General features: G+C 75.9%; 15 protein-coding genes. 11 read left to right on the top strand and 4 right to left on the bottom strand.

Annotation, left to right across the window (positions count from 1 at the left end; translation table 11 throughout):
- Positions 1 to 147: 147 nt before the first annotated feature.
- Together WDZ17_RS00275 and WDZ17_RS00280 are read left to right on the top strand one after the other, a co-directional pair.
- Complete coding sequence (locus WDZ17_RS00275) at positions 148 to 945, top strand: helix-turn-helix transcriptional regulator (RefSeq protein WP_339573119.1); 798 nt, start codon at positions 148 to 150, stop codon at positions 943 to 945.
- Positions 946 to 1,453: 508 nt separating this feature from the next.
- Positions 1,454 to 2,374: a hypothetical protein gene (locus WDZ17_RS00280; RefSeq protein ID WP_339573120.1), complete on the top strand. Its 921-nt coding sequence runs from the start codon at positions 1,454 to 1,456 to the stop codon at positions 2,372 to 2,374.
- A gap of 30 nt (positions 2,375 to 2,404) precedes the next feature.
- Here the strand turns inward: WDZ17_RS00280 and WDZ17_RS00285 are convergent, their stop codons facing one another.
- Both WDZ17_RS00285 and WDZ17_RS00290 read right to left on the bottom strand, forming a co-directional pair.
- Complete coding sequence (locus tag WDZ17_RS00285; RefSeq protein WP_339573121.1) at positions 2,405 to 3,526, bottom strand: Gfo/Idh/MocA family protein; 1,122 nt, start codon at positions 3,524 to 3,526, stop codon at positions 2,405 to 2,407.
- Positions 3,527 to 3,558: 32 nt separating this feature from the next.
- Positions 3,559 to 4,029 (bottom strand): hypothetical protein, encoded by a 471-nt coding sequence (locus tag WDZ17_RS00290; RefSeq protein ID WP_339573122.1) that lies wholly within the window; start codon positions 4,027 to 4,029, stop codon positions 3,559 to 3,561.
- 215 nt (positions 4,030 to 4,244) lie between these two features.
- Here WDZ17_RS00290 and WDZ17_RS00295 point away from each other — a divergent pair, with 215 nt between their 5' ends.
- The 9 genes from WDZ17_RS00295 to WDZ17_RS00335 all read left to right on the top strand — a co-directional run bounded on the left by WDZ17_RS00295 (position 4,245) and on the right by WDZ17_RS00335 (position 13,212).
- On the top strand, positions 4,245 to 5,006 hold the full coding sequence (locus WDZ17_RS00295) for a sugar isomerase domain-containing protein (RefSeq protein WP_422631765.1): 762 nt from the start codon (positions 4,245 to 4,247) through the stop codon (positions 5,004 to 5,006).
- A gap of 161 nt (positions 5,007 to 5,167) precedes the next feature.
- Positions 5,168 to 6,610: an N-acetylglucosamine/diacetylchitobiose ABC transporter substrate-binding protein gene (gene ngcE / locus WDZ17_RS00300; RefSeq protein WP_339573124.1), complete on the top strand. Its 1,443-nt coding sequence runs from the start codon at positions 5,168 to 5,170 to the stop codon at positions 6,608 to 6,610.
- Entirely contained in the window at positions 6,610 to 7,623 is a 1,014-nt protein-coding gene (locus WDZ17_RS00305; protein ID WP_339573125.1) for a carbohydrate ABC transporter permease, read from the top strand. Before ngcE ends, WDZ17_RS00305 begins: the two co-directional genes overlap by 1 nt.
- Positions 7,620 to 8,534 (top strand): carbohydrate ABC transporter permease, encoded by a 915-nt coding sequence (locus tag WDZ17_RS00310; RefSeq protein WP_339573126.1) that lies wholly within the window; start codon positions 7,620 to 7,622, stop codon positions 8,532 to 8,534. Before WDZ17_RS00305 ends, WDZ17_RS00310 begins: the two co-directional genes overlap by 4 nt.
- Before the next feature lie 41 nt (positions 8,535 to 8,575).
- Positions 8,576 to 9,331 carry a glucosamine-6-phosphate deaminase gene (locus tag WDZ17_RS00315; protein ID WP_339573127.1) on the top strand — a complete coding sequence of 252 codons (756 nt, stop codon included), beginning with the start codon at positions 8,576 to 8,578 and terminating at the stop codon, positions 9,329 to 9,331.
- A complete protein-coding gene (gene nagA, locus WDZ17_RS00320; RefSeq protein ID WP_339573128.1) occupies positions 9,328 to 10,548 on the top strand; it encodes an N-acetylglucosamine-6-phosphate deacetylase in 1,221 nt (406 codons plus the stop codon). Before WDZ17_RS00315 ends, nagA begins: the two co-directional genes overlap by 4 nt.
- The gene (locus WDZ17_RS00325; RefSeq protein WP_339573129.1) at positions 10,545 to 11,621 is read left to right on the top strand and encodes an N-acetylglucosamine kinase; all 1,077 of its coding nucleotides are present in this window, start codon (positions 10,545 to 10,547) and stop codon (positions 11,619 to 11,621) included. The genes nagA and WDZ17_RS00325 overlap by 4 nt, the downstream gene beginning before the upstream one ends.
- Positions 11,618 to 12,406: a DeoR/GlpR family DNA-binding transcription regulator gene (locus tag WDZ17_RS00330; RefSeq protein WP_339573130.1), complete on the top strand. Its 789-nt coding sequence runs from the start codon at positions 11,618 to 11,620 to the stop codon at positions 12,404 to 12,406. The genes WDZ17_RS00325 and WDZ17_RS00330 overlap by 4 nt, the downstream gene beginning before the upstream one ends.
- A gap of 53 nt (positions 12,407 to 12,459) precedes the next feature.
- Positions 12,460 to 13,212 carry a GntR family transcriptional regulator gene (locus WDZ17_RS00335; protein WP_339573131.1) on the top strand — a complete coding sequence of 251 codons (753 nt, stop codon included), beginning with the start codon at positions 12,460 to 12,462 and terminating at the stop codon, positions 13,210 to 13,212.
- Positions 13,213 to 13,251: 39 nt separating this feature from the next.
- Here WDZ17_RS00335 and WDZ17_RS00340 read toward each other — a convergent pair whose 3' ends face one another.
- Positions 13,252 to 14,475 (bottom strand): hypothetical protein, encoded by a 1,224-nt coding sequence (locus tag WDZ17_RS00340; protein ID WP_339573132.1) that lies wholly within the window; start codon positions 14,473 to 14,475, stop codon positions 13,252 to 13,254.
- Between the two features lie 121 nt (positions 14,476 to 14,596).
- Positions 14,597 to 18,514, bottom strand: a complete 3,918-nt coding sequence (locus WDZ17_RS00345) for a glycoside hydrolase family 2 TIM barrel-domain containing protein (RefSeq protein WP_339573133.1) — start codon at positions 18,512 to 18,514, stop codon at positions 14,597 to 14,599.
- Positions 18,515 to 18,620 lie beyond the last annotated feature (106 nt).

Genomic DNA, 18,620 nt, shown 5'->3' on the forward strand with positions numbered 1-18,620 from the left:
CGGCTCCGGGGGCGACATCCGCGGCTGTGCGCAGAGCCGGCGAGCGAGAGGACGACGGCGCCGACGGGCTCCGCAGGACGGAGACACCGGCGGTGCACGGGCGGTAACCTCCCGCCACCATCCGCAGCGGGCGAGCGGGGACCCGTGATGCTGACCAGCGCCGACCTCCGCGACGCCCTGGACGTCGCCGCCACCGCTGCTGCCTGCCGGTCCATGACGGACGTGGCGGACCACCTGCTCCCGGCGCTGGCACACCTGTGCCGCGCCGACGCGGTCGTGCACCACCAGATCAGCCTGCTGACGCTGGTGGAGGTCGACCTCGCCTGGCCCGCAGGTGTCCTCGCGCTGGACCGGGTCGCCGCCTTCGCCGCCGTGCAGGTCCAGCACCCGCTCATCCGGCACTTCAGCACCGTGGAGGAACGGGGGGCGGTCCGGATCTCCGACCTCGTGCCCCGTCGTGAGTGGCGCTCGTCCCCCGTGTACACCGCCTCGCACCGCGGGTTCGGCGCCGACGACCAGATGTCGACGGTCCTGGGTGCGCGCGACGGCTGCCACCACGCGATGAGCGTGGTCCGGGCGGGCCGGCCGTTCGCGGACCGGGACCGCGACCTCCTGCTGCTGCTGCGGCCGCACGTGGCGGCGGCGGTGCGCACCGGCCTCGCCGACGGGACGCCGTACACGGCCGTCCAGGTCGGTCCGGAGCCGAAGGTCCTCGTGGCCCGGGGCGAGGTGCTGCCCGCGCCGCACGACGACCTGACGCCCCGGGAGTGGCAGGTGCTGGAGCTGGTCGCCACGGGGCTGACCAGCACCCAGGTGGGCCGCCGGCTGGGCATCACCGGGCGCACCGTGGACAAGCACGTCGAGCACCTGCACGCCAAGCTGGGCGCGTCCTGCCGCCTGGACGCCGTCGCGCGCGGACGTGCGCTGCGGCAGCCGAGCTGGTGAGCCTCAGGGGACCGCCGCGGTGAAGGGCTCGTGCCTCCCGTCGTCGACGAGGACGTAGCGGTGGGTGGAGGTCCCGGCCGGCCCGCGGGCGGACGTCGACCGGGTCGGGCCCGCTCGTGGGGTGCGGCGAGGTCGCTGCAGCCCGGTGCCCGCCCCCCTCGGCGCTGCGCAGGTCGACACCCCCGGGCCGGGACGCGCCGGGGTGACGGCTGCTGCCCGCGACCACGACGGCCGGGGGGCGTCTCGGTGTCGTCGTCGAGCGCGTCGATGACGTCGATGTCGGCGTCGCCGCCTCACGTCCTTCCACGCATGGACGTCGACCGTCGGCGGGTGTGGGACAGCCTCCTCGCGGAAGGTCTCCCCGGTGGGTGACGGCCGGCTCCGGCACTGCGGCGCACCGACCTCCGGCCCGCCACGACCGCCCGCTCGGCCGCGGTGACCACCCGTCCGCCGCGGCGGGAGGGGGACGGGGGTCAGCCCGGGCGGGGAGCGCCCGATGAGCCGCGGCATGGAGACCTCCGTGATGCACCCGACGTACCTGCCGTTCAGCGAGGCGCAGGTGCTCGCGCGCCTCGCCACCGTCACCGGTGGGGGAGACCCCGCCGCCCGGCTCGACCACTACCGGCAGCAGCTGGCCGCGTTCGAGGAGGCCGAGGCGCTGCGTCGCGTCCCTCGTCAGCGGGGCCCGCGTCCCGAGCTGCCGATCGAGCGCGACGAGCGCTTCTGGACCACCACCGCTCTCCTGGGCCTGCTGGAGGGCCCCGACCCGGTCGCCGACCTCGTCGCCCTGCTGACCCGCGCCTACGGGCCTGTCCCGCCGTTCGCCGGCTTCGCCTCGTGGTCCGACGCCCTCGGCACCGCGCCCGAGCTCTACCTCGAGGCGCACCTGCCGTCGCCGGCGAGCTACCAGCAGCACCTGCGGGTCGAGCTGCGGCGGCACGTCCTCAGCTGGGCGCAGTACCAGCGCGGCCGCGAGACGACGAGGCTCGAGGGCACGACCACGGCCGACGCCGTCGTCGTCAGCCCCAGCACGGGCGTCGCCGTCGTCGTGGCGGCGAAGGTGCTCTCCGACGTCGCGGCGCACGGCGCCTTCGACGTCGTCCGCAACCAGCTCGCCCGCGTCGTCGACGTGACGCTCGACCGGCACCCGAACCTCGCCGAGCCGGCCCTGCGCGACCGCCGCCCGGACCGCACCTGCGTGCTGCTCCTGACTCCCGAGGTCTTCCGCGACGACCCCACGTCACGCCTCTACGGCCACCTGCACACGGCGTACACGACGCGGCCCGAGACCCTCGCGAAGCACCTCCCGCACCGTCCGGGGCCCGTCGTGCGCGCGGCCGCGTCGCGGCTGGGCTGGGCCACCTGGGAGGACGTCGAGCGGGTGCGTCCCGGCTGCCTGCCGTGGCGGGCGGTGCCCGGCGCCCGCTGACCGTCCGGCCCGACCCGCGCCGGGGAGCCCTCAGGCCCAGGGCTCCCCGGCGACCCGCACGTCCGTCCCCGTGCGCGCGGACTCGCCGATCGCCAGGCCGATCGCGTGGTCCTGGCACGCCTGCGCCAGCGGGTACGGCGGAGGGCCCTCGTCGCGCGCCCACGCGCCCGCGTCGGCGAGCACCTGCGCGACGGCGAGGTCGTCGTCGGACATCCGGGTCCCCGCCCAGGCGTTGCGGTAGACGACGCGTCCGTCGAAGGCGACGGTGTCGAGGTCGACGCCCTCGAGGTCCAGGTCGGTGCCCCGCCGGCGGTACGACAGGTGCGAGGTCACGGGGCTGAGCGGGTCCGCCAGCCGCGTGACCGCGTCGTCGACGACCTCGCCGGCCGAGCCGCGGACGACGACCCGGCGGGCGCGCAGCGGGTTCCACCACTGGTTGTCGGTGAAGTCGTACAGCGCGTGCCGGCCGCCGAAGTCGAGCGTGGCGAGCGTCGTGGTCTGCGGCTGCGGCGTCGCCGAGGGGTCCCAGCCCGCGGGGGAGAGCGGGTCCACGAGGGGTGCGGTGAAGGAGCGGGCGCTGACCACCACGTCCGCCGTCCCCACGTCGAGGAACGCCCGGGCGAGTGCCACCGCGTGGTACAGGTGCGTCGAGCACACCTGCGCGGACGTCACCTCGCCGACGACGCCCTCGCGCAGCAGCGACAGGCGAGCGGCGTGCCCCGGCATCAGCGGGTACTGCTCGGCGACCTGGACCCGTCCGCCGGCGCCGACGTCGGCCCACAGGGAGCGCAGGCCGTCGAGGTCGGGCGCGGGCGGCGTCTCGGCGAGGACCGGCACGCCGGCGTCGACCAGCTCGCGCACGGCGCCCGGCATCTGCGGCCACGGCACCGACGCGACGACGACGTCCGGCCGGTCGTGACGCAGCAGGTCGCCGGTCGTGCGGTGCGTGGCCACGCCCCACTCGCGGGTGACCTCAGCACCCCGCTCGGCGGTCCGGGTGACGACCCCGGTCGCGCGCAGCCGCTCGGGGGCCATCCGCGCCAGGCGCAGGGAGAACCTCGAGCGCCAGCCGCTGCCGACGACCGCAAAGGTGGTGGGGCGACCGACGGGTGTCACCGGAGGGGTCGCCGGGGGTGTCTCGGGAGGGGTCATGGGTCCCAGCCTCCCGCTGCCGCCGCCAGGGCTCAGACGTCCTCGTCCGCGGGGACGGCGAGGTTGTCGGCGACCATCACCCACTCCTCGCCCGGCGGGGCGTGGGAGAGGTCGTCGCCCTCGGGGACCAGCAGGCCCGTCGCCGAGGCGTCCCCGGCCTGCACGCTCGCCACGATGGGACGGTCCCCGGGCCCGGTCGGCGCCCCGCACGCCGACGCCACGGCGGTGGCCTCCTCCACGGCGGCGACGAGGCAGACCGCGCCGAGGTCGCCGACGGCCACCCAGAAGTCACCCTGGGCCGTGCTGGCGAGGTGGCGCGCGGAGTCGGCGACGACCTCCCGCGGCACGAGCTCGCCCTCGAGGGTCGGCAGGGTGTCCTCGGCGTCCTGCGGCTCCGCGAGGACTGGGAAGAGGTCCGTCGCCGAGGGCGGTGAGCACGCGGCCACGAGCAGCAGCACCGGGAGCGCCGCGACCGCCGCTGGGCGTCCTCCTCGTCCCCTCATCACGACCCCTTCGTCGTCGTCCCGGACGTGACCACCGTAGGCGCCCGCCGTGGCGGCCACGAGTCAGCCGTCATCCCCTTCCCCGGAGCAGACATCTGGTCTAGCGTCCCTCGCTGAGCGGAAGACGTCATCGCCGCTCAAGTGACGTGCGCGGCTCGCTCACCGAGCCGCACGACGAGAGGAGCGCCGTGCCCCCGACCCCCGGCACCACCGCCGTGCCGCACGGCTTCGTGCCCGAGTACGAGCACGAGGTCGTCAGCCGCCTGCGGCGGCTCTCGGCCATGGCGGCCGACGGCGGGCTCGACGCGGCGATCCGCCTCGTCGCGGACGGCGTGGCCGCGGGCGGCGTCGTCCACGCCTTCGGCACGGGGCACTCGGAGGCCTTCGCGATGGAGGTCGCCGGCCGCGCGGGAGGGTTGATCCCCACCAACCGCGTCGCGCTGCGGGACGCGGTGCTCCTCGGCGACCACGCGCTCGACGAGCTGTACGGCCGCCCGCCGCTGGAGCGCGACCCCGCCATCGCGGAGGACCTCTTCGCGACGATCCCCAGCCGCGAGGGCGACGTCTTCGTCATCGCGTCGAACAGCGGCGTCAACGGCTCGGTCGTCGGCGTCGCCCTGCTCGCGAAGGAGCACGGCCACCCGGTCGTCGCCGTGACGAGCCTCGAGCACACGGCTCGGGTGCAGCCGAAGCACCCGAGCGGCAAGCGGCTGTCGGAGGTCGCCGACGTCGTCGTGGACAACCTCGCGCCCTACGGCGACGCGACGCTCACCTCGGTGGGCGACGTCGCCGTCGGCGCCGTCTCCTCCCTCACCTGCGCCTACATCGCCCAGCTGCTGACCGTCGGCACCGCGGCGCTGCTCGCCGAGCGCGGGCAGGAGGCGCCGCTCTACGTCTCCGCCAACGTCCCCGGCGGCGACGACCACAACCACGCGCTCGAGGCCCGCTACGGCGAGCGCATCCGCCGAGGCGCCTGACCCACGTCCACCCGCCACCGTCACCCCCGGGTCACCCACCCCCGGCCACCCACCCGGCCGCCGGTCCCGTCCACCGATCCGGCGCGCCGGGCCCCGCAGCAGCGCCGACCGCGCCACCCTCAGCACCGCCCGTGCACCACACCGTCGTGAGAGGACCCACCGTGAGCCCGAAGCCCACCGCCACCCCCGGGGCCAGCAGCCCGCTCCAGCGCCGCGCGTTCCTCAAGGCCGTGACCGCCGGCGCCGTCGTCACGCCCTTCGGCCTGACCCTCGCCTCCTGCGCCGCCGGCGGCAGCGGTCCGGACGAGTCCGGCGGCGGCGGGGCCGCCACCGGTGACGTCAGCTCCGACAACCCCTTCGGCCTGGCGGCGGACTCGAGCGTCGACGTCGTCATCTTCGACGGCGGCTTCGGCACCGACTACGCCGACTACGACGCCGACCTCCTCGAGCAGAACCACGACGGCGTGACCGTCGACATCACCGGCACCACGGAGATCGCCCAGCAGATGCAGCCGCGCTTCGTCGGCGGCAACCCGCCCGACCTGCTGCACAACGCCGGCGCACAGGCGATCGGGCTCTCCTCGATCGTGGACCAGCTGGAGGACCTGAGCGACGTCGTCGACGCCCCCAACCTCGCCGGCGACACGATCCGCGACACGCTCTTCCCGAACGTGCTCGGCGTCAACATGTACGGCGACCGGATGCCGACGCTCTACTACGTCCTCACGGTGTACGCGCTCTGGTACTCCAAGTCCCTGTTCGACGCGAACGGCTGGGCCCCGCCGACCACGTGGGACGAGGCCCTGGAGCTCGGCGCCGCCGCCCAGGAGCAGGGGAAGTACCTGTTCACCTGGGGCAAGGAGGCCGCGTCCTACTACCACACGATGGTGCTGGACTCCGCGATCAAGAGCGGTGGGGACGAGATCCGGCTGAAGATGGCCAACCTCGAGCCGGACGCGTGGAGCCAGCCGGCGGTCACCGACGTGCTCGCGGCCCTGGAGCAGGTGGTCTCCCGCGGCTACATGCGCCCGGGAGGTGCCGGGACGCAGTTCACCCAGGCCCAGGCCCAGTGGAGCCAGGCGCAGGAGGCCCTGCTGTACCCGTCGGGCTCGTGGATCGAGAACGAGATGGCGGACGCCACGGCCGACGACTTCCAGATGACGGGCGCCCCCGCCCCCACGACGCCAGACCCGGCGCTGCCCTACGAGGCGCTGAACAACACGCCGAACGAGATGTTCGTCGTCCCCAGCCAGGGCGCCAACGTCGCCGGCGGCAAGGAGTTCCTCCGCACGATGCTGTCGCCCGAGGCGGCCACGGAGTTCACCCGGCTGACGCTCGCGGCGACCATCGTCGCGGACACGATCCCCGACGACGCGTTCGGCTCCTCGGCCCTCGCCTCCCAGGTCGCGATGCTCGACGCGGCGGGGGACAACACGTTCAACTACAACTTCTACCAGACCTACGGCATGACGACCGACATCAACGTGCTGTGGAACAGCTTCCTGTCGGGGCAGTCCACCGCCGCGGACCTGGCCTCGGGGATGCAGGCCCTCCTCGACCGGATCCGGGAGGACGACGCCGTCACCAAGGTCGAGGTCAGCTGATGGCGCAGCCCGGCCCGGCGACGGCTGCGGCCTCGGCCGACGGCGCCCCGCGGGCCTCCGGTCCCGCCCCGGCGGTCCGCCGTCGCCGGGTCGGGCTGGACCGGATCAGCCTCGTCGTCGTCTTCCTCGGCATCCCGTTCGCCTTCTACCTGCTGATGGTGCTGTACCCCTTCACGCAGGCGGCGTACTACTCCGTGACGGCGTGGACGGGCTTCAGCCCCGAGCAGCCCTTCGTGGGCCTGGCCAACTACGCGCGGCTCGCGGGGGACGCCCAGTTCCTCACCGCGCTCGGCAACAGCGTCCTGCTGCTCGTCGTGGTGCCCGCGCTGACGATGGTCCTCAGCTTCGCCCTGGCCGTGCTCCTCACCTTCGGCGGGCCCAGCGCCGGCGGGGTGCGCGGGCTCCGGGGCTCGGCCTTCTACCGCGTGGTGTCCTTCTTCCCCTACGTGGTGCCGGCGATCGTCATCGGCATCATCTGGAGCCAGATCTACAACCCGGCGAACGGCCTGCTGAACGGCGTGCTCACCGGCGTGGGGGCCGACCGGTTCACCGACTTCGCCTGGCTCGGGAACCCGAGCACCGCGATGGGCGCCTCGATCGCCGTCATCGTGTGGGCCTTCATCGGCTTCTACATGGTGCTGTTCGTGGCGGCGATCCAGAGCATCGACACCGAGCTGTTCGAGGCCGCCCGCCTCGACGGCGCGGGCCGGGTGCGCACCGCGCTCAGCGTGGCGCTGCCCGGCATCGCCGGCAGCGTGCGCACCGCGTACGTCTACATGGGGATCCTCGCCCTGGACGCCTTCGTCTACATGCAGGCGCTCAACCCGACCGGCGGCCCGCAGAGCTCGACGCTCGTGGTGACCCAGGACATCTACACGACCGCGTTCTCGCAGGGCCAGTTCGGCATCGCCTGCGCCATGGGCGTCGTGCTGGCCCTGGTCACCCTCGCCTTCGTCGGGATCGTCTTCGGCGTCTTCCGCCTGCTCGGCGTGCGCGGCGGGGCGCGCGCATGACCGCCGTCAGCACCCCGGGCACGCGGGGGCAGACCCGGGGCGGCGACCGGGGGCAGGTGCAGCGCCGCCGCAGGGACGGCCGCGGCGGCGACCGGGCCGTCGGCGCGAGCTCGCAGGTGGTCCTCGCCGTGTGGGCGGTCGTCGTCATCGCGCCCCTGCTGTGGACCGTGATGTCGTCGTTCAAGACGACGCAGGAGATCTTCGCCTCGCCGTTCGCCCTGCCGACCGAGCTGCGCTTCGAGAACTACGTCAACGCCTGGACGCTGGCGGGGATCGGCAGCTACTTCGTGAACTCCGTCGTCGTGGTGGCGGGCTCGCTCGTGCTGACGATGGCGCTGGGGGCGATGTCGGCCTACGTGCTGGCGCGCTTCCCCTTCCCGGGCCGCGGCGTCGTGCGCACGCTCATCGTCGCCGGTCTGACCTTCCCCATCTTCCTCGCCGTCGTGCCGCTGTTCTTCATCCTCCAGCAGGCCGGCCTGCTGAACACGCTGCCCGGGCTCGTCGCGGCCTACACCGCCTACGCCTACCCGTTCACCGTGTTCTTCCTCACGAGCTTCTTCGAGGAGCTCCCGAAGGAGATCTCCGAGGCGGCGTCCATCGACGGCGCCAGCGAGTGGCGGACCTTCTTCCAGGTCATGCTGCCGATGGCGCGACCGGGCCTGTCGGCGGTCGCCATCCTCAACTTCGTCGGCCTGTGGAACCAGTTCCTGCTGCCGGTGGTGCTCAACACCGACCAGGACGACTACGTGCTCACGCAGGGCATGGCCTCGTTCGCCTCGCAGGCCGGGTACTCCGTGGACTTCGGGGCGCTGTTCGCCGGCGCGGTGACGACCATCGTCCCGGTGCTCGTGGTCTACCTGGTCTTCCAGCGTCGGCTGCAGGGCTCCGTGGTCGCGGGCAGCATCAAGTGACCGGCCGGCAGGCCGGTCGAGACGGAGGGGAGCGGCGTGCGGTGAGGCTGCAGGTCGAGGTGCTCGCGGACGCCCGGGAGATCGGGCGCCGCGGGGCGGACGTCGTCGCGGGCGAGCTGCTCGCCGGGCGGCTGCGCGTCCTCGGGGTCGCCACCGGGTCCTCCCCGCTGCAGGTCTACGAGAGCCTCGCGGCGCGGGACCTGCCCGGGTGGGACGGGGTCGAGGTCTTCGCGCTCGACGAGTACGTGGGCCTGCCGGCCGGCGACCGCGCCAGCTACGCGGACGTCGTCGACCGGGAGGTCCGGGCGCCGCTGGGGGTCGACCCGGCGCGGGTGCACGTGCCGGACGGGCGCGCGGACGACCTCGACGCCGCGTGCGACGCCTACGAGCAGGCGCTCGTGGCCGCGGGCGGCGTCGACGTGCAGGTCCTCGGCATCGGCGCGACCGGTCACATCGGCTTCAACGAGCCGGGATCGCCCTTCTCCTCGCGGACCCGCGTCGTCGAGCTGACGCCGCGGACGGTGGCGGACAACGCGCGCTTCTTCGCGAGCGCGGACGACGTGCCGCGGCGCGCGATCACCCAGGGGATCGCGACCATCGCCCGTGCGCGCCGGCACGTCCTGATCGCCCGCGGCGAGGGCAAGGCCGAGGCCGTCCGGGCGGCGCTCGAGGGCGAGGTGGCGCCGGACTGCCCCGCGTCGGCCCTGCGGACCTTCGAGGACGTGCTCGTGCTGCTGGACCCGGCGGCCGCCTCGCTGCTCACGCGCTCGCCCGCCCGGGCCGTGGGGGCCGGATGAGCCGGGCGGAGGACCCGGCGGCGGGTGCGGTGGCGGGGTCGGTCGTCGGCCCGCCGGTGGAGGACCTCGTCGTGCACTCCGCCCGCCTGGTCGACGCGGCCGGCGTCCACGACGGCGCGTGGGTCGCGGCCCGAGCCGGCCAGGTGGTCGCGCGCGGGACCGCCGACGGGTGGCGCGAGCACGCCGCCGGCGCCGAGGTGCTGGACGCGGACGGCGCCCTGCTGACCGCGGGGTTCGTCGACCTGCACGGCCACGGCGGCGGTGGTCACGCGCACGAGGACGGCCCCGAGGCCGTGCTCGACGCCACCGCCGCCCACCGCGAGCACGGCACCACACGCTCGGTCGTGAGCTTCGTGGCCGACGACGTCGACGCGCTGGCCCGGCGGCTCGCCGGGGTCGCCGACCTCTGCGCGGAGCACCCGCACGTGCTCGGCAGCCACCTCGAGGGGCCGTTCCTCGCGCTCGAGCGCAAGGGGGCGCACAGCGCCGACGCGCTCGTCGACCCCACCCCGGCCGCGGTCCGGCAGCTGCTCGACGCCGCCCGGGGGACGCTGCGGCAGGTCACCCTGGACCCGCGACGCCCGGGGGCCGCGGAGGCCGCCCGCACCTTCGTGGCGGCCGGCGTCGTCGTCGCCGTCGGGCACACGGAGGCGACCTTCGAGGACGCCCGCGACGCCTTCGACGCCGGCGCGCGGCTGCTGACGCACGCCTTCAACGCCATGCCGGGGCTGCACCACCGCGCGCCGGGGCCGGTCGCCGCGGCGTGCGCCGACGAGCGCGTCGTCGCCGAGCTGATCCTCGACGGCGAGCACGTGCACCCCGCGGTCGCGGCCCTGCTCCTGGCCGCCGCACCGGGGCGGGTCGCGCTCGTCACCGACGCCATGGCCGCAGCGGCGGGGGAGGAGGGGCGCTACCGGCTGGGTGGGCTCGACGTCGTCGTCGCCGGTGGGCGCGCCGTGCTCGAGGGGGCCGGCACGCTCGCCGGCTCGACGCTGACGCAGGACCGGGCCCTGCGCACGGGGGTCGCCGCGGGGTTGCCGCTGCCGGCGCTCGTCGACGCCGCCACGGCCGTGCCGGCGCGGGTCCTCGGGCAGCAGGGTCGGCTCGGGGCCCTCGTGCCCGGCGCCGTCGCCGACCTCGTCCTGCTCGACGACGACCTCGCCGTGCGCTCCGTGCGGCCCTCCCGCGCCCCCGCCCGGAGGACGGGCACGCCGTGAGCGACCGGCCCGCCCGGACCGGCCGGCTGCACCTGGGGCTCGACGCCGGGGGCACGAGCACGCGCGCCGTCGTCTGCACCGCGGACGGGGAGTGCCTCGGCTACGCGGCGGGCGCCGCGGGCAACCCCACCTCCGCGGGACCGGAGGCCGCGCTCGCCGCCGTGGCCGGCACGAGCGCCGCCGCGCTCGCCGACGCCGGCCGCGGCGCCGACGAGCTGGGCTCCGTCCTGCTGGCCATGGCCGGGGTGAGCCGGATGCTGCCGCTGCCGGAGGTGGCCCGCGCGGTCGGGTACACGGGCGACCCGGCGCGGCTGCGCACCGGCCCGGACATCCTCGCCATGTACTTCTCCGGCTCCGCCGAGCCCACGGGGGCGGCCGTCGTCGCCGGGACCGGCTCGATCGCGGCGCAGGTGCGCGGCGGGCGGATGACCCTGGCCGTCGGCGGGTGCGGCTGGCTGCTCGGGGACGGCGGCTCCGGCTTCGCCGTGGGGCACGCGGTCGTGCGCGCCGTCGTCGCCGAGCTCGAGGGCACCGGGCCGGCGACGTCGCTGACGCCGGCACTGCTCGCGGCGCTGGGCCTGGAGCGGGGGTCGGTGGGGGAGGCCGGGCGCCTGCGCGGGCTCGAGCAGCTCGTGGACGTCTGCTACTCCGAGCGCCCCGTCGCCCTGGCCCGGCACGCGCCGCTGGCGTTCGCCGCGGCGGACGGGGGCGACGCCGTCGCCGGGCGCCTCGTCCGCTCGGCGCAGGACGACCTCGCCCGGCTCGTCGCCGCGGCCCGGGAGGGGGCGCCGGACGCACCCCTCGTCCTCGGCGGCAGCACGATGCACCGCGGGCTGCTCGCCCCCGGCCGCCCGCGGACGCCGGCGCTGGCGGACGCGCTGGCGGGAGCCGACGTCCGGCCGGCGCGGGACGGCGCCGTGGGCGCCGCGGTGGCCGCCCTCGCCGCCCTCGGGGGAGCCGCCGACGCGGTGCCGGCGGACGTCGTCGAACGCCTGCACCGCACCGTGGGTGCCCGTCGTGCCGCGGTGGAGCGCGCCGCGGCGGCCCCCGTGCCGGGAGCGGCGGTGCCGTGAGGCAGCAGCGGCTGGCGCAGGTGCTCGACATGGTCGTGCGGGCCGGCCACGTCAGCGTCACCGAGGTGTGCGCCGAGGTCGGCACGTCGCCGGCGACGGCACGGCGCGACCTCGACGCCCTCGCCGGCCAGAAGCTCGTCGTCCGCACCCACGGCGGGGCGTCCGCGCTGGTCGGCGGCTGGTACGAGCGTCCGCTCGCCGACAAGGGCGCCCTGCACCCCGAGGCCAAGGCCGCCGTCGCCCGGGCGACAGCGGCGCTCGTGCACGCCGGCGACGTCGTCGGGCTCAACGGGGGGACGACGACGGGGGAGGTCGCCCGCGCCCTCGCCCGCGCCGACCACCTCGTGCCCGCGGACGGCGGCCGCGGCTTCACGCTCGTCACGAACGCCCTGGACGTCGCCTACGAGCTGGCCGCGCGCCCGCACGTGGGCGTCGAGCTGTCCGGCGGGACGGTGCGGCCGAGGTCCTTCGAGCTGAGCGGCCCGGCCGCGCGGGCCTCCCTCGCCGAGGTCGTCCTCGACGTCGCCGTCCTCGGCGTCGACGGCGTCGACGCCCGCTTCGGCACGACGACCGCCGACGCCGGCGAGGCGGAGGTCGGGCGGGCGCTGGCGGACGCCGCCCGCCGCGTCGTCGTCGTCGCCGACGCTTCCAAGCACGGCGCCGCCGGTCCGCAGCGGCTGCTGGAGCTGGGGCGGGTCGACGTCCTCGTCACCGACGTCGCCCCCGCCCCCGCGCTCGCCGCCGCCCTCGTCGAGGCGGGCGTCCGGGTCGTCGTCGCGACGTGAGGGCGGCCCGCCCGCCGGGCGGGGAACCGGTGGACGTGGTGTACCCATGAGCCGTGACCACGACGCCGGCGCCGCAGGCCAAGTACCTGCGCGTGCGCGAGGAGCTCGCGGAGCGGCTGGCGCACCTGCCCTACGGCTCGGCGCTGCCGACCGAGCGCGACCTGGCGGCGGAGCTCGGGGTCGCGCGGATGACGCTGCGCAAGGCCGTCGACCACCTCGTCACCGAGGGGCGGCTCGTCCGTCGCCAGGGCGCCGGCACCTTCGTCGCCCCGCCGCGCGTCCACCAGCGCCTGCACGCCAGCTCCTTCTCCGAGGACATGCGCGCCCGCGGCCTGCGTCCCGGCGCGCGGACCCTCGCGGCGAGCACCGGGTCCGCGGCGGCCGACGTGGCCGCGGCGCTCGACGTCCCGGTGGGGGCTCCCGTGCTGCACGTCGTCCGGCTGCGGCTGGCCGACGACGTCCCCATGGCGGTCGAGGACCTCCACGTGCCGGCCGACCTGGTCCCCGGGCTCACCGGGGAGGAGCTGGCCGGCCGGTCCTTCTACGAGCTGCTCGCCACGCGCTACGGCCTCGAGGTCTCCCGCGGGGTGCAGACCATCGAGCCCGTCGTCGTGGACGCCGCGCGCGCCCGGGACCTCGACGTCGCCCCCGGCGTCCCCGCGTTCCTCTTCGAGCGGACCACCCGCGTGAGCACCGGCCGCGTCGTCGAGCTCGTCCGCTCGGTGTACCGGGGCGACCGGTACCGGATCCTCGTCGACATCACCCGCCCGTCCGCCCCCGAGCACGGGGCGACCCCGGAGCCCTGACGCGTCGCCGGCGGGCGGTGCGCCGCGGGAGCCGCGGGCTCAGCTGGTCTGCGTGTTCGGCAGGTGCCGGCCGACGTAGCCGACGTAGACGCACCCCGTCCGACGGGTGTCGTCGAGGTAGTGCAGGCGGGGGCTCGTCTGCCCGTAGGTGAGCAGCCGCAGGTGCGCGCCCATGAAGGCGCGGCCGGAGGGGTCCACCGCGTCCGGCACCGGGAGCAGCCTCGGGGCCCGCAGCCGGGGGTCGTTCTGCACGGTGGTGCTCTCGCCGCGGGCGTGCCGGCTCGCCGGGAAGGTGCACATCCCCTCGGGCGTGCGCTCCAGGTAGCCGTGGACGTCGGCGTCCCACCGACCGTCGGCCTTCGCGGCGGCGTAGTCGCGCAGCGCGAGCAGGCCCTCCCAGGTGCGCTGCAGGTGCAGGCCGGTGTGGACGACGGCGTCGAGCTCCAGCGCGGGCCCGGCGTCGCCGGTGAAGACGACGCGCTCCAGCTGCGGCAGCCGCAGGCGGGCGAGCAGCTCGGCCATCGACGCCGGCACGTCCTCGGCCCGGTCCTCCGGGCGGTCGGACGGCGCGGTCGACCACACGTCGACGTCGACCCCGCTGCGCCGCACCCGCCGCTGGAGGTCGCGCAGCCGCCGCTCCGCCTCGCCGCGCGCGGCCTCGGCGAGCGCGCGCTCGAGCTGCTCCTCCGTGTGCGCCCGCTCGGCCTCGGCCAGGCGGGCCTGCGCCGCCGCGAGCTCGTGCCCGAGGTCGTCCAGCAGCGCCGCCGCCGCGACGGCGTCCTCGTCGGGCGCGGCGTCCTCGCGCTGCGACGAGCGGTCGACGACCGCCCGCAGCAGCCCGACGGCCTGCTGCGTCAGCACCTCCGAGCCCGTGAGGTCGCGCAGCAGCGCCCCGAACGCGCGGCGCAGCTCGGGGTCGCGCCGCTGCTCGCGCCCTCCCCTCGGCGGCGCCTGGCCGTCCGACGACGGCTGCGCGGGGACGCGCGGCGGGGGCGGCACGTCCTCGACGGGGCGCCGGGGCGTGGGCACGTCGTCGGCGCCGGCGGCGGGCGGACCCAGCGGGCCCGCCGGGTCGCCGGGGGCCGCGGTGACGGCGGCGAGGACGGTGCGGGGCAGCACGACGGCGTCGGGTGCGGGCCAGCCGAGTGGCGGCGACGGCTCGGCCACGAGGAGGGGGACGAAGGTGCACGCCCCGGAGCCCGGTCCCCGCTCCCCGGCGCCGGCTCGGCGCGGCGGTCCGGAGAGCTCGGCGGGGGCGGTCATGGCGAGGGCATCGGCAGGGGGAGCCGTTCACCTGAGCGGGTGACGTCGGACGGTCGTGCCGCCCGCCCGCGCGTGTCCTCCGCCGGTCCGCGGCCGCGGCCGGTCGGCGAGGAGGTCGCGGTCAGCCGTCCGACAGCGTCGGGTCCCCCCAGGCGCCGTGCCCGTGGCCGTTGCCGTCGCCGGCCGTCCGCATGACGAGCGCCAGGTCGGTGGCGTCGCCCAGGTCGACCTCCACCGGCACGGCGGGGGTGCTCCTCGTCATCACCGGTGACGTCCAGACCTCCTCGCCGTCCAGCTCCACCGCGAAGACGAAGCGCCGGCCGTCGCGGGCGGCGTGCTGCTCGACGCCGACCACCGCCGTGAAGGTGTCGAAGTCCCACGGCGCGAGGTCGTACTCGACCCGGGCGTCGGCGTGGACGCCCAGGCCCTTCTCGAACGTCGTGACGCCCTCGTCGGTGAGCAGCTGGATCGGCAGGCCCTCGATCGTCACGTCGCGACCGGGCGTGCCGTAGCCCACGACCGCCGACTCCCAGGGGACGTCGCTCAGCGGCAGCTCGTCGACGACCTCGAAGCGGATCTCGTACGTGCTCCGCAGCAGCCCGTCGACGCTGCGGGCGGTCACCACGGCGACGCCCGGGCGGCCCTCGGCCTGCTCGACGGTGACCTCGACGCCGGGGGCCGCGGGCACGGCCTCCACCACGGGGGCACCGGTGCCCACCGCGGAGGAGGACGTCAGCGTGTACGCGGTGACGTCCGGGTGGAAGCCGGGGACGGTCTCGCCGTCCACGCGCAGGTCGGCGAGGAGGTCCAGGTCCACCGACCGCTTCGCCAGCGCCGTGCGGTCGTCCCCGGGACCGACCGGGCGCAGCACGTACGAGACCGAGTGCGGCTCGTCCGCGCTCACCGAGTACTGCGGCAGCGCCGGGTCCGTCCAGCTGTTGCCCAGCCCCTGCTGCGCGCCGTCGACGGTGAGGTGCACGACGTCGTCGGCCTCGACCTCGAAGGGGTGCGCGGCGACCTCGACCGCCGCCTCGCTCTCGTGCAGCGCCGCCACCTGCAGGTCCTCGCCCGCGACCATGAGCCCGGCCCCGCCGGAGTCCGTGAGGCTGGCCCACCGCACGCCCGTGTGGTTGCCCGTGGCCTGCGGCACCACCTGCGGGAAGAGCTGGTCCGCGACGTCGCCGCCCCACCGGCCCATCCGGGCGCCGTCGTGGCGGTCGACCCAGGTCTCGTGCGCCCCGCGGCCGTACCACTCCAGCTGGTCCAGCTCGGGCGGCAGCGTCAGCTCGGTGCCGACGGCCGGGACCTCCGACAGCGCGGGCTCGGCCGCGGAGGTGCTGCGGACGACGACGTCGCCGCTGCCGAGCACGAGGTAGCCGAGGCGGAACTGCGGGCGGCTCGGGGTCGGCAGCACGCCCTCGACCTGCACCTGGACGGCGCCGTCCCCGGCGTCCCGCACGTCCACCGACGTGACCTCGCGGTCGGCGCCCGCGTCCCGCCAGGGCGCGGTGCGGTCGACGAAGCCGCGCTCGACGTCGTTCTGGGTCGGGGCCCGCCAGAAGTTCGGCACCGGCCCCTGCTCCAGCAGCTCGCGTCCGTCCCGGGTGAAGGAGGTCATCGTCCCGGTGGCCTTGTCGACGGCCACGGAGAAGCCGTCGCCACGCACCTCGACCTGCACGGCCCCGTCCTCGACGTCGAGGGCGGGACGGTCGGCCGCGAGCAGGTCGGGCATCGCCGGCGCTCCCCACGGCATCGCCATCTGGTGCGAGGCCTCGACGTGACCCGCCGGCGCCCACGGCCGCGCCTCGGGGAGGGAGAAGGCGAGCGTCAGCCAGTACTCGGCGCCCGGGGCCGGGTCGGCCGGCGGCTCGACGGGGAGGTCGACCCAGCCCTCCTGCCCCGGCGGCAGCGACACGTCGAGGTCACCGGTGCCGACGACCTCGTCGTCGGCCCGCAGCGTCCACGTGGCTTTCAGCTGCGACAGGTCGGTGGCGACGTGCTCGTTGCGGACCCGCACCCGGGGCCCCTCGGCGGCGTCCAGGTCCTCCTCGACGACCTCGACCGGTGCGTAGACGTCGGCGACGTCGAGCAGCTCGGGCTGCACCGTGCGGTCGGGCAGCACGAGGCCGTTGACCTCGAACCAGCCGTCGGTGGCGTAGTCGCCCCAGTCGCCGCCGTAGGAGAAGAACGTCTCGTCCTCCGGCGTCCCCGGGGCGACCGGCAGGGCGTCGACGCCGCCGTCGACCGGCAGCCGGACGGCCTGGTCGGCCCAGTCCCAGATGAAGCCGCCCTGGAGCTCGGGGTCGGAGTCGACGAGCTCCCAGTACTCGGCGATGTTGCCCGTGCTGTTGCCCATCGAGTGCTCGTACTCGCTCATGATCCACGGCTTGTCGCCGCCGCGGTCGATGCGCTGCTGCAGCTGGGACAGGGGCGGGTAGAAGTAGCCGTCGACGTCCGCCAGGGAGTTGTCCTGCTGGAAGTGCACCAGCCGGCCCGGGTCCTGCTCCTTCAGCCAGGCCGCCGCGTCGCGGAAGACCGGTCCGGAGCCCACCTCGTTGCCCATGGACCACCAGAGGACGCTGGCGTGGTTCTTGTCCCGCTCGTAGACGCTGCGGACCCGGTCGAGGACGGCGTCGTACCAGTCGGGGGAGTCGCCCGGGAACGGCCGCTGGTCGTGGCTCTCCAGGTCCGCCTCGTCCATGACGTACATGCCGATCTCGTCGGCGAGGTCGTACAGCGCCGGGCTCGCCGGGTAGTGCGACGTGCGCACCGCGGTGATGCCGTGCTGCCGCATGAGCAGCAGGTCCCGGCGCGTCTGCTCCACCGTCAACGCCTGCCCGGTGTCGGGGTCCATCTCACCGCGGTTGACGCCCTTGACGTCGAGCTTCTGCCCGTTGAGCGTCATCAGGCCGTCCACCAGGCCGAACTCGCGGAAGCCGACCCGCGAGGCGGTCGTCTCGACGACGCGCCCGCGGGCGTCCAGCAGCTCGTGCACGAGCGTGTAGAGGGTGGGCGTCTCCGCGGTCCACAGCGCCGGGTCGTCGACGGGCATCGCCACGTCCGCCGTGCCCGAGCCGTCGGTGAGGTCGACGTCGGTCTCCTGCGTGCCCACGGCGCGGTCGCCGGCGTCGTAGAGGGTCGAGCGCAGCCGGGTGCTCGCCGGGGCCGGCGTGTCCGGGGTGCCGGGGGCGCCGACCTCGGCGGAGACCCGCAGCACGGCGTCGTCGAGCTCGTCGTCGAGGTCGGTCCGCACCGTCTGGTCCTGGAGGTGCACGGCCGGGGTCGAGTACAGCTCGACGCTGCGGAAGATGCCGGACAGGTCGATCTGGTCCTGGTTCTCCAGCCACGAGCCGTCGGACCAGCGGTGCACCCGGACGGCGATCGTGTTGCGGCCGCGGTGCAGCGCGTCGGTGACGTCGAACTCCGCGGGGGCGTAGGAGTCCTCGCTGTAGCCGACGCGCTCGCCGTTCACCCAGACGGTGAAGGCGGACTTCACGCCCTGGAAGGCGAGGACGGACCGTCGACCCGTCCAGCGGCCCGGCAGGACGACGTCGCGGCGGTAGGAGGCGACCGAGGCGCCCTCCGTGGGCGTGGCCGGCGGGCTGATCCGCCCGTAGCCCTGCCAGGGGTGCTCCTGGTTGAGGTAGACGATGTCGCCGGTGCCCGGCTCGCCGTAGCCGTCGAGCTGCCAGTTGTGCGGCACCTGCACCTGGTCCCAGCCCCGGTCGTCGTACCCCGGCTGCTCGAAGCCGTCGGGCGCCTCCGCCTCGCTCGGCGACCAGGCGAAGTCCCACGTGCCGTCGAGGCTGCGCAGCCACCGGGAGCGGGACTCCGCGGCGCGCAGGTCCGGCTCGCGCAGCGCCGACGCGGCGCTCGTCAGGGGCACGGTCCGGGCCGTGACGGGCAGCCGTCCCTGCTCGAAGACCTCCGGGGTCCCGGACCACGGGGTCGGGTCGGCGACGGAGGCGGAGGCCGTCGCGCCCGCGGGCAGGAGGGCGGCCACGAGCGCGGTGGCGAGGGCGGCGGGCAGGCGGCGCATGCTTCTCCGGGGCTCGACGGGGTGTCCGCTTTGACACTGATCGGCACCGTAGGTGCCTCGGGCCCCGATGTGAAGCCGCTGCGGCGGGTGGTCGCCCCGCGGGGGC

The sequence above is a fragment of the Pseudokineococcus basanitobsidens genome, from assembly GCF_037482545.1.
In the GTDB taxonomy this organism is placed as follows: Bacteria; Actinomycetota; Actinomycetes; order Actinomycetales; family Quadrisphaeraceae; genus Pseudokineococcus; species Pseudokineococcus basanitobsidens.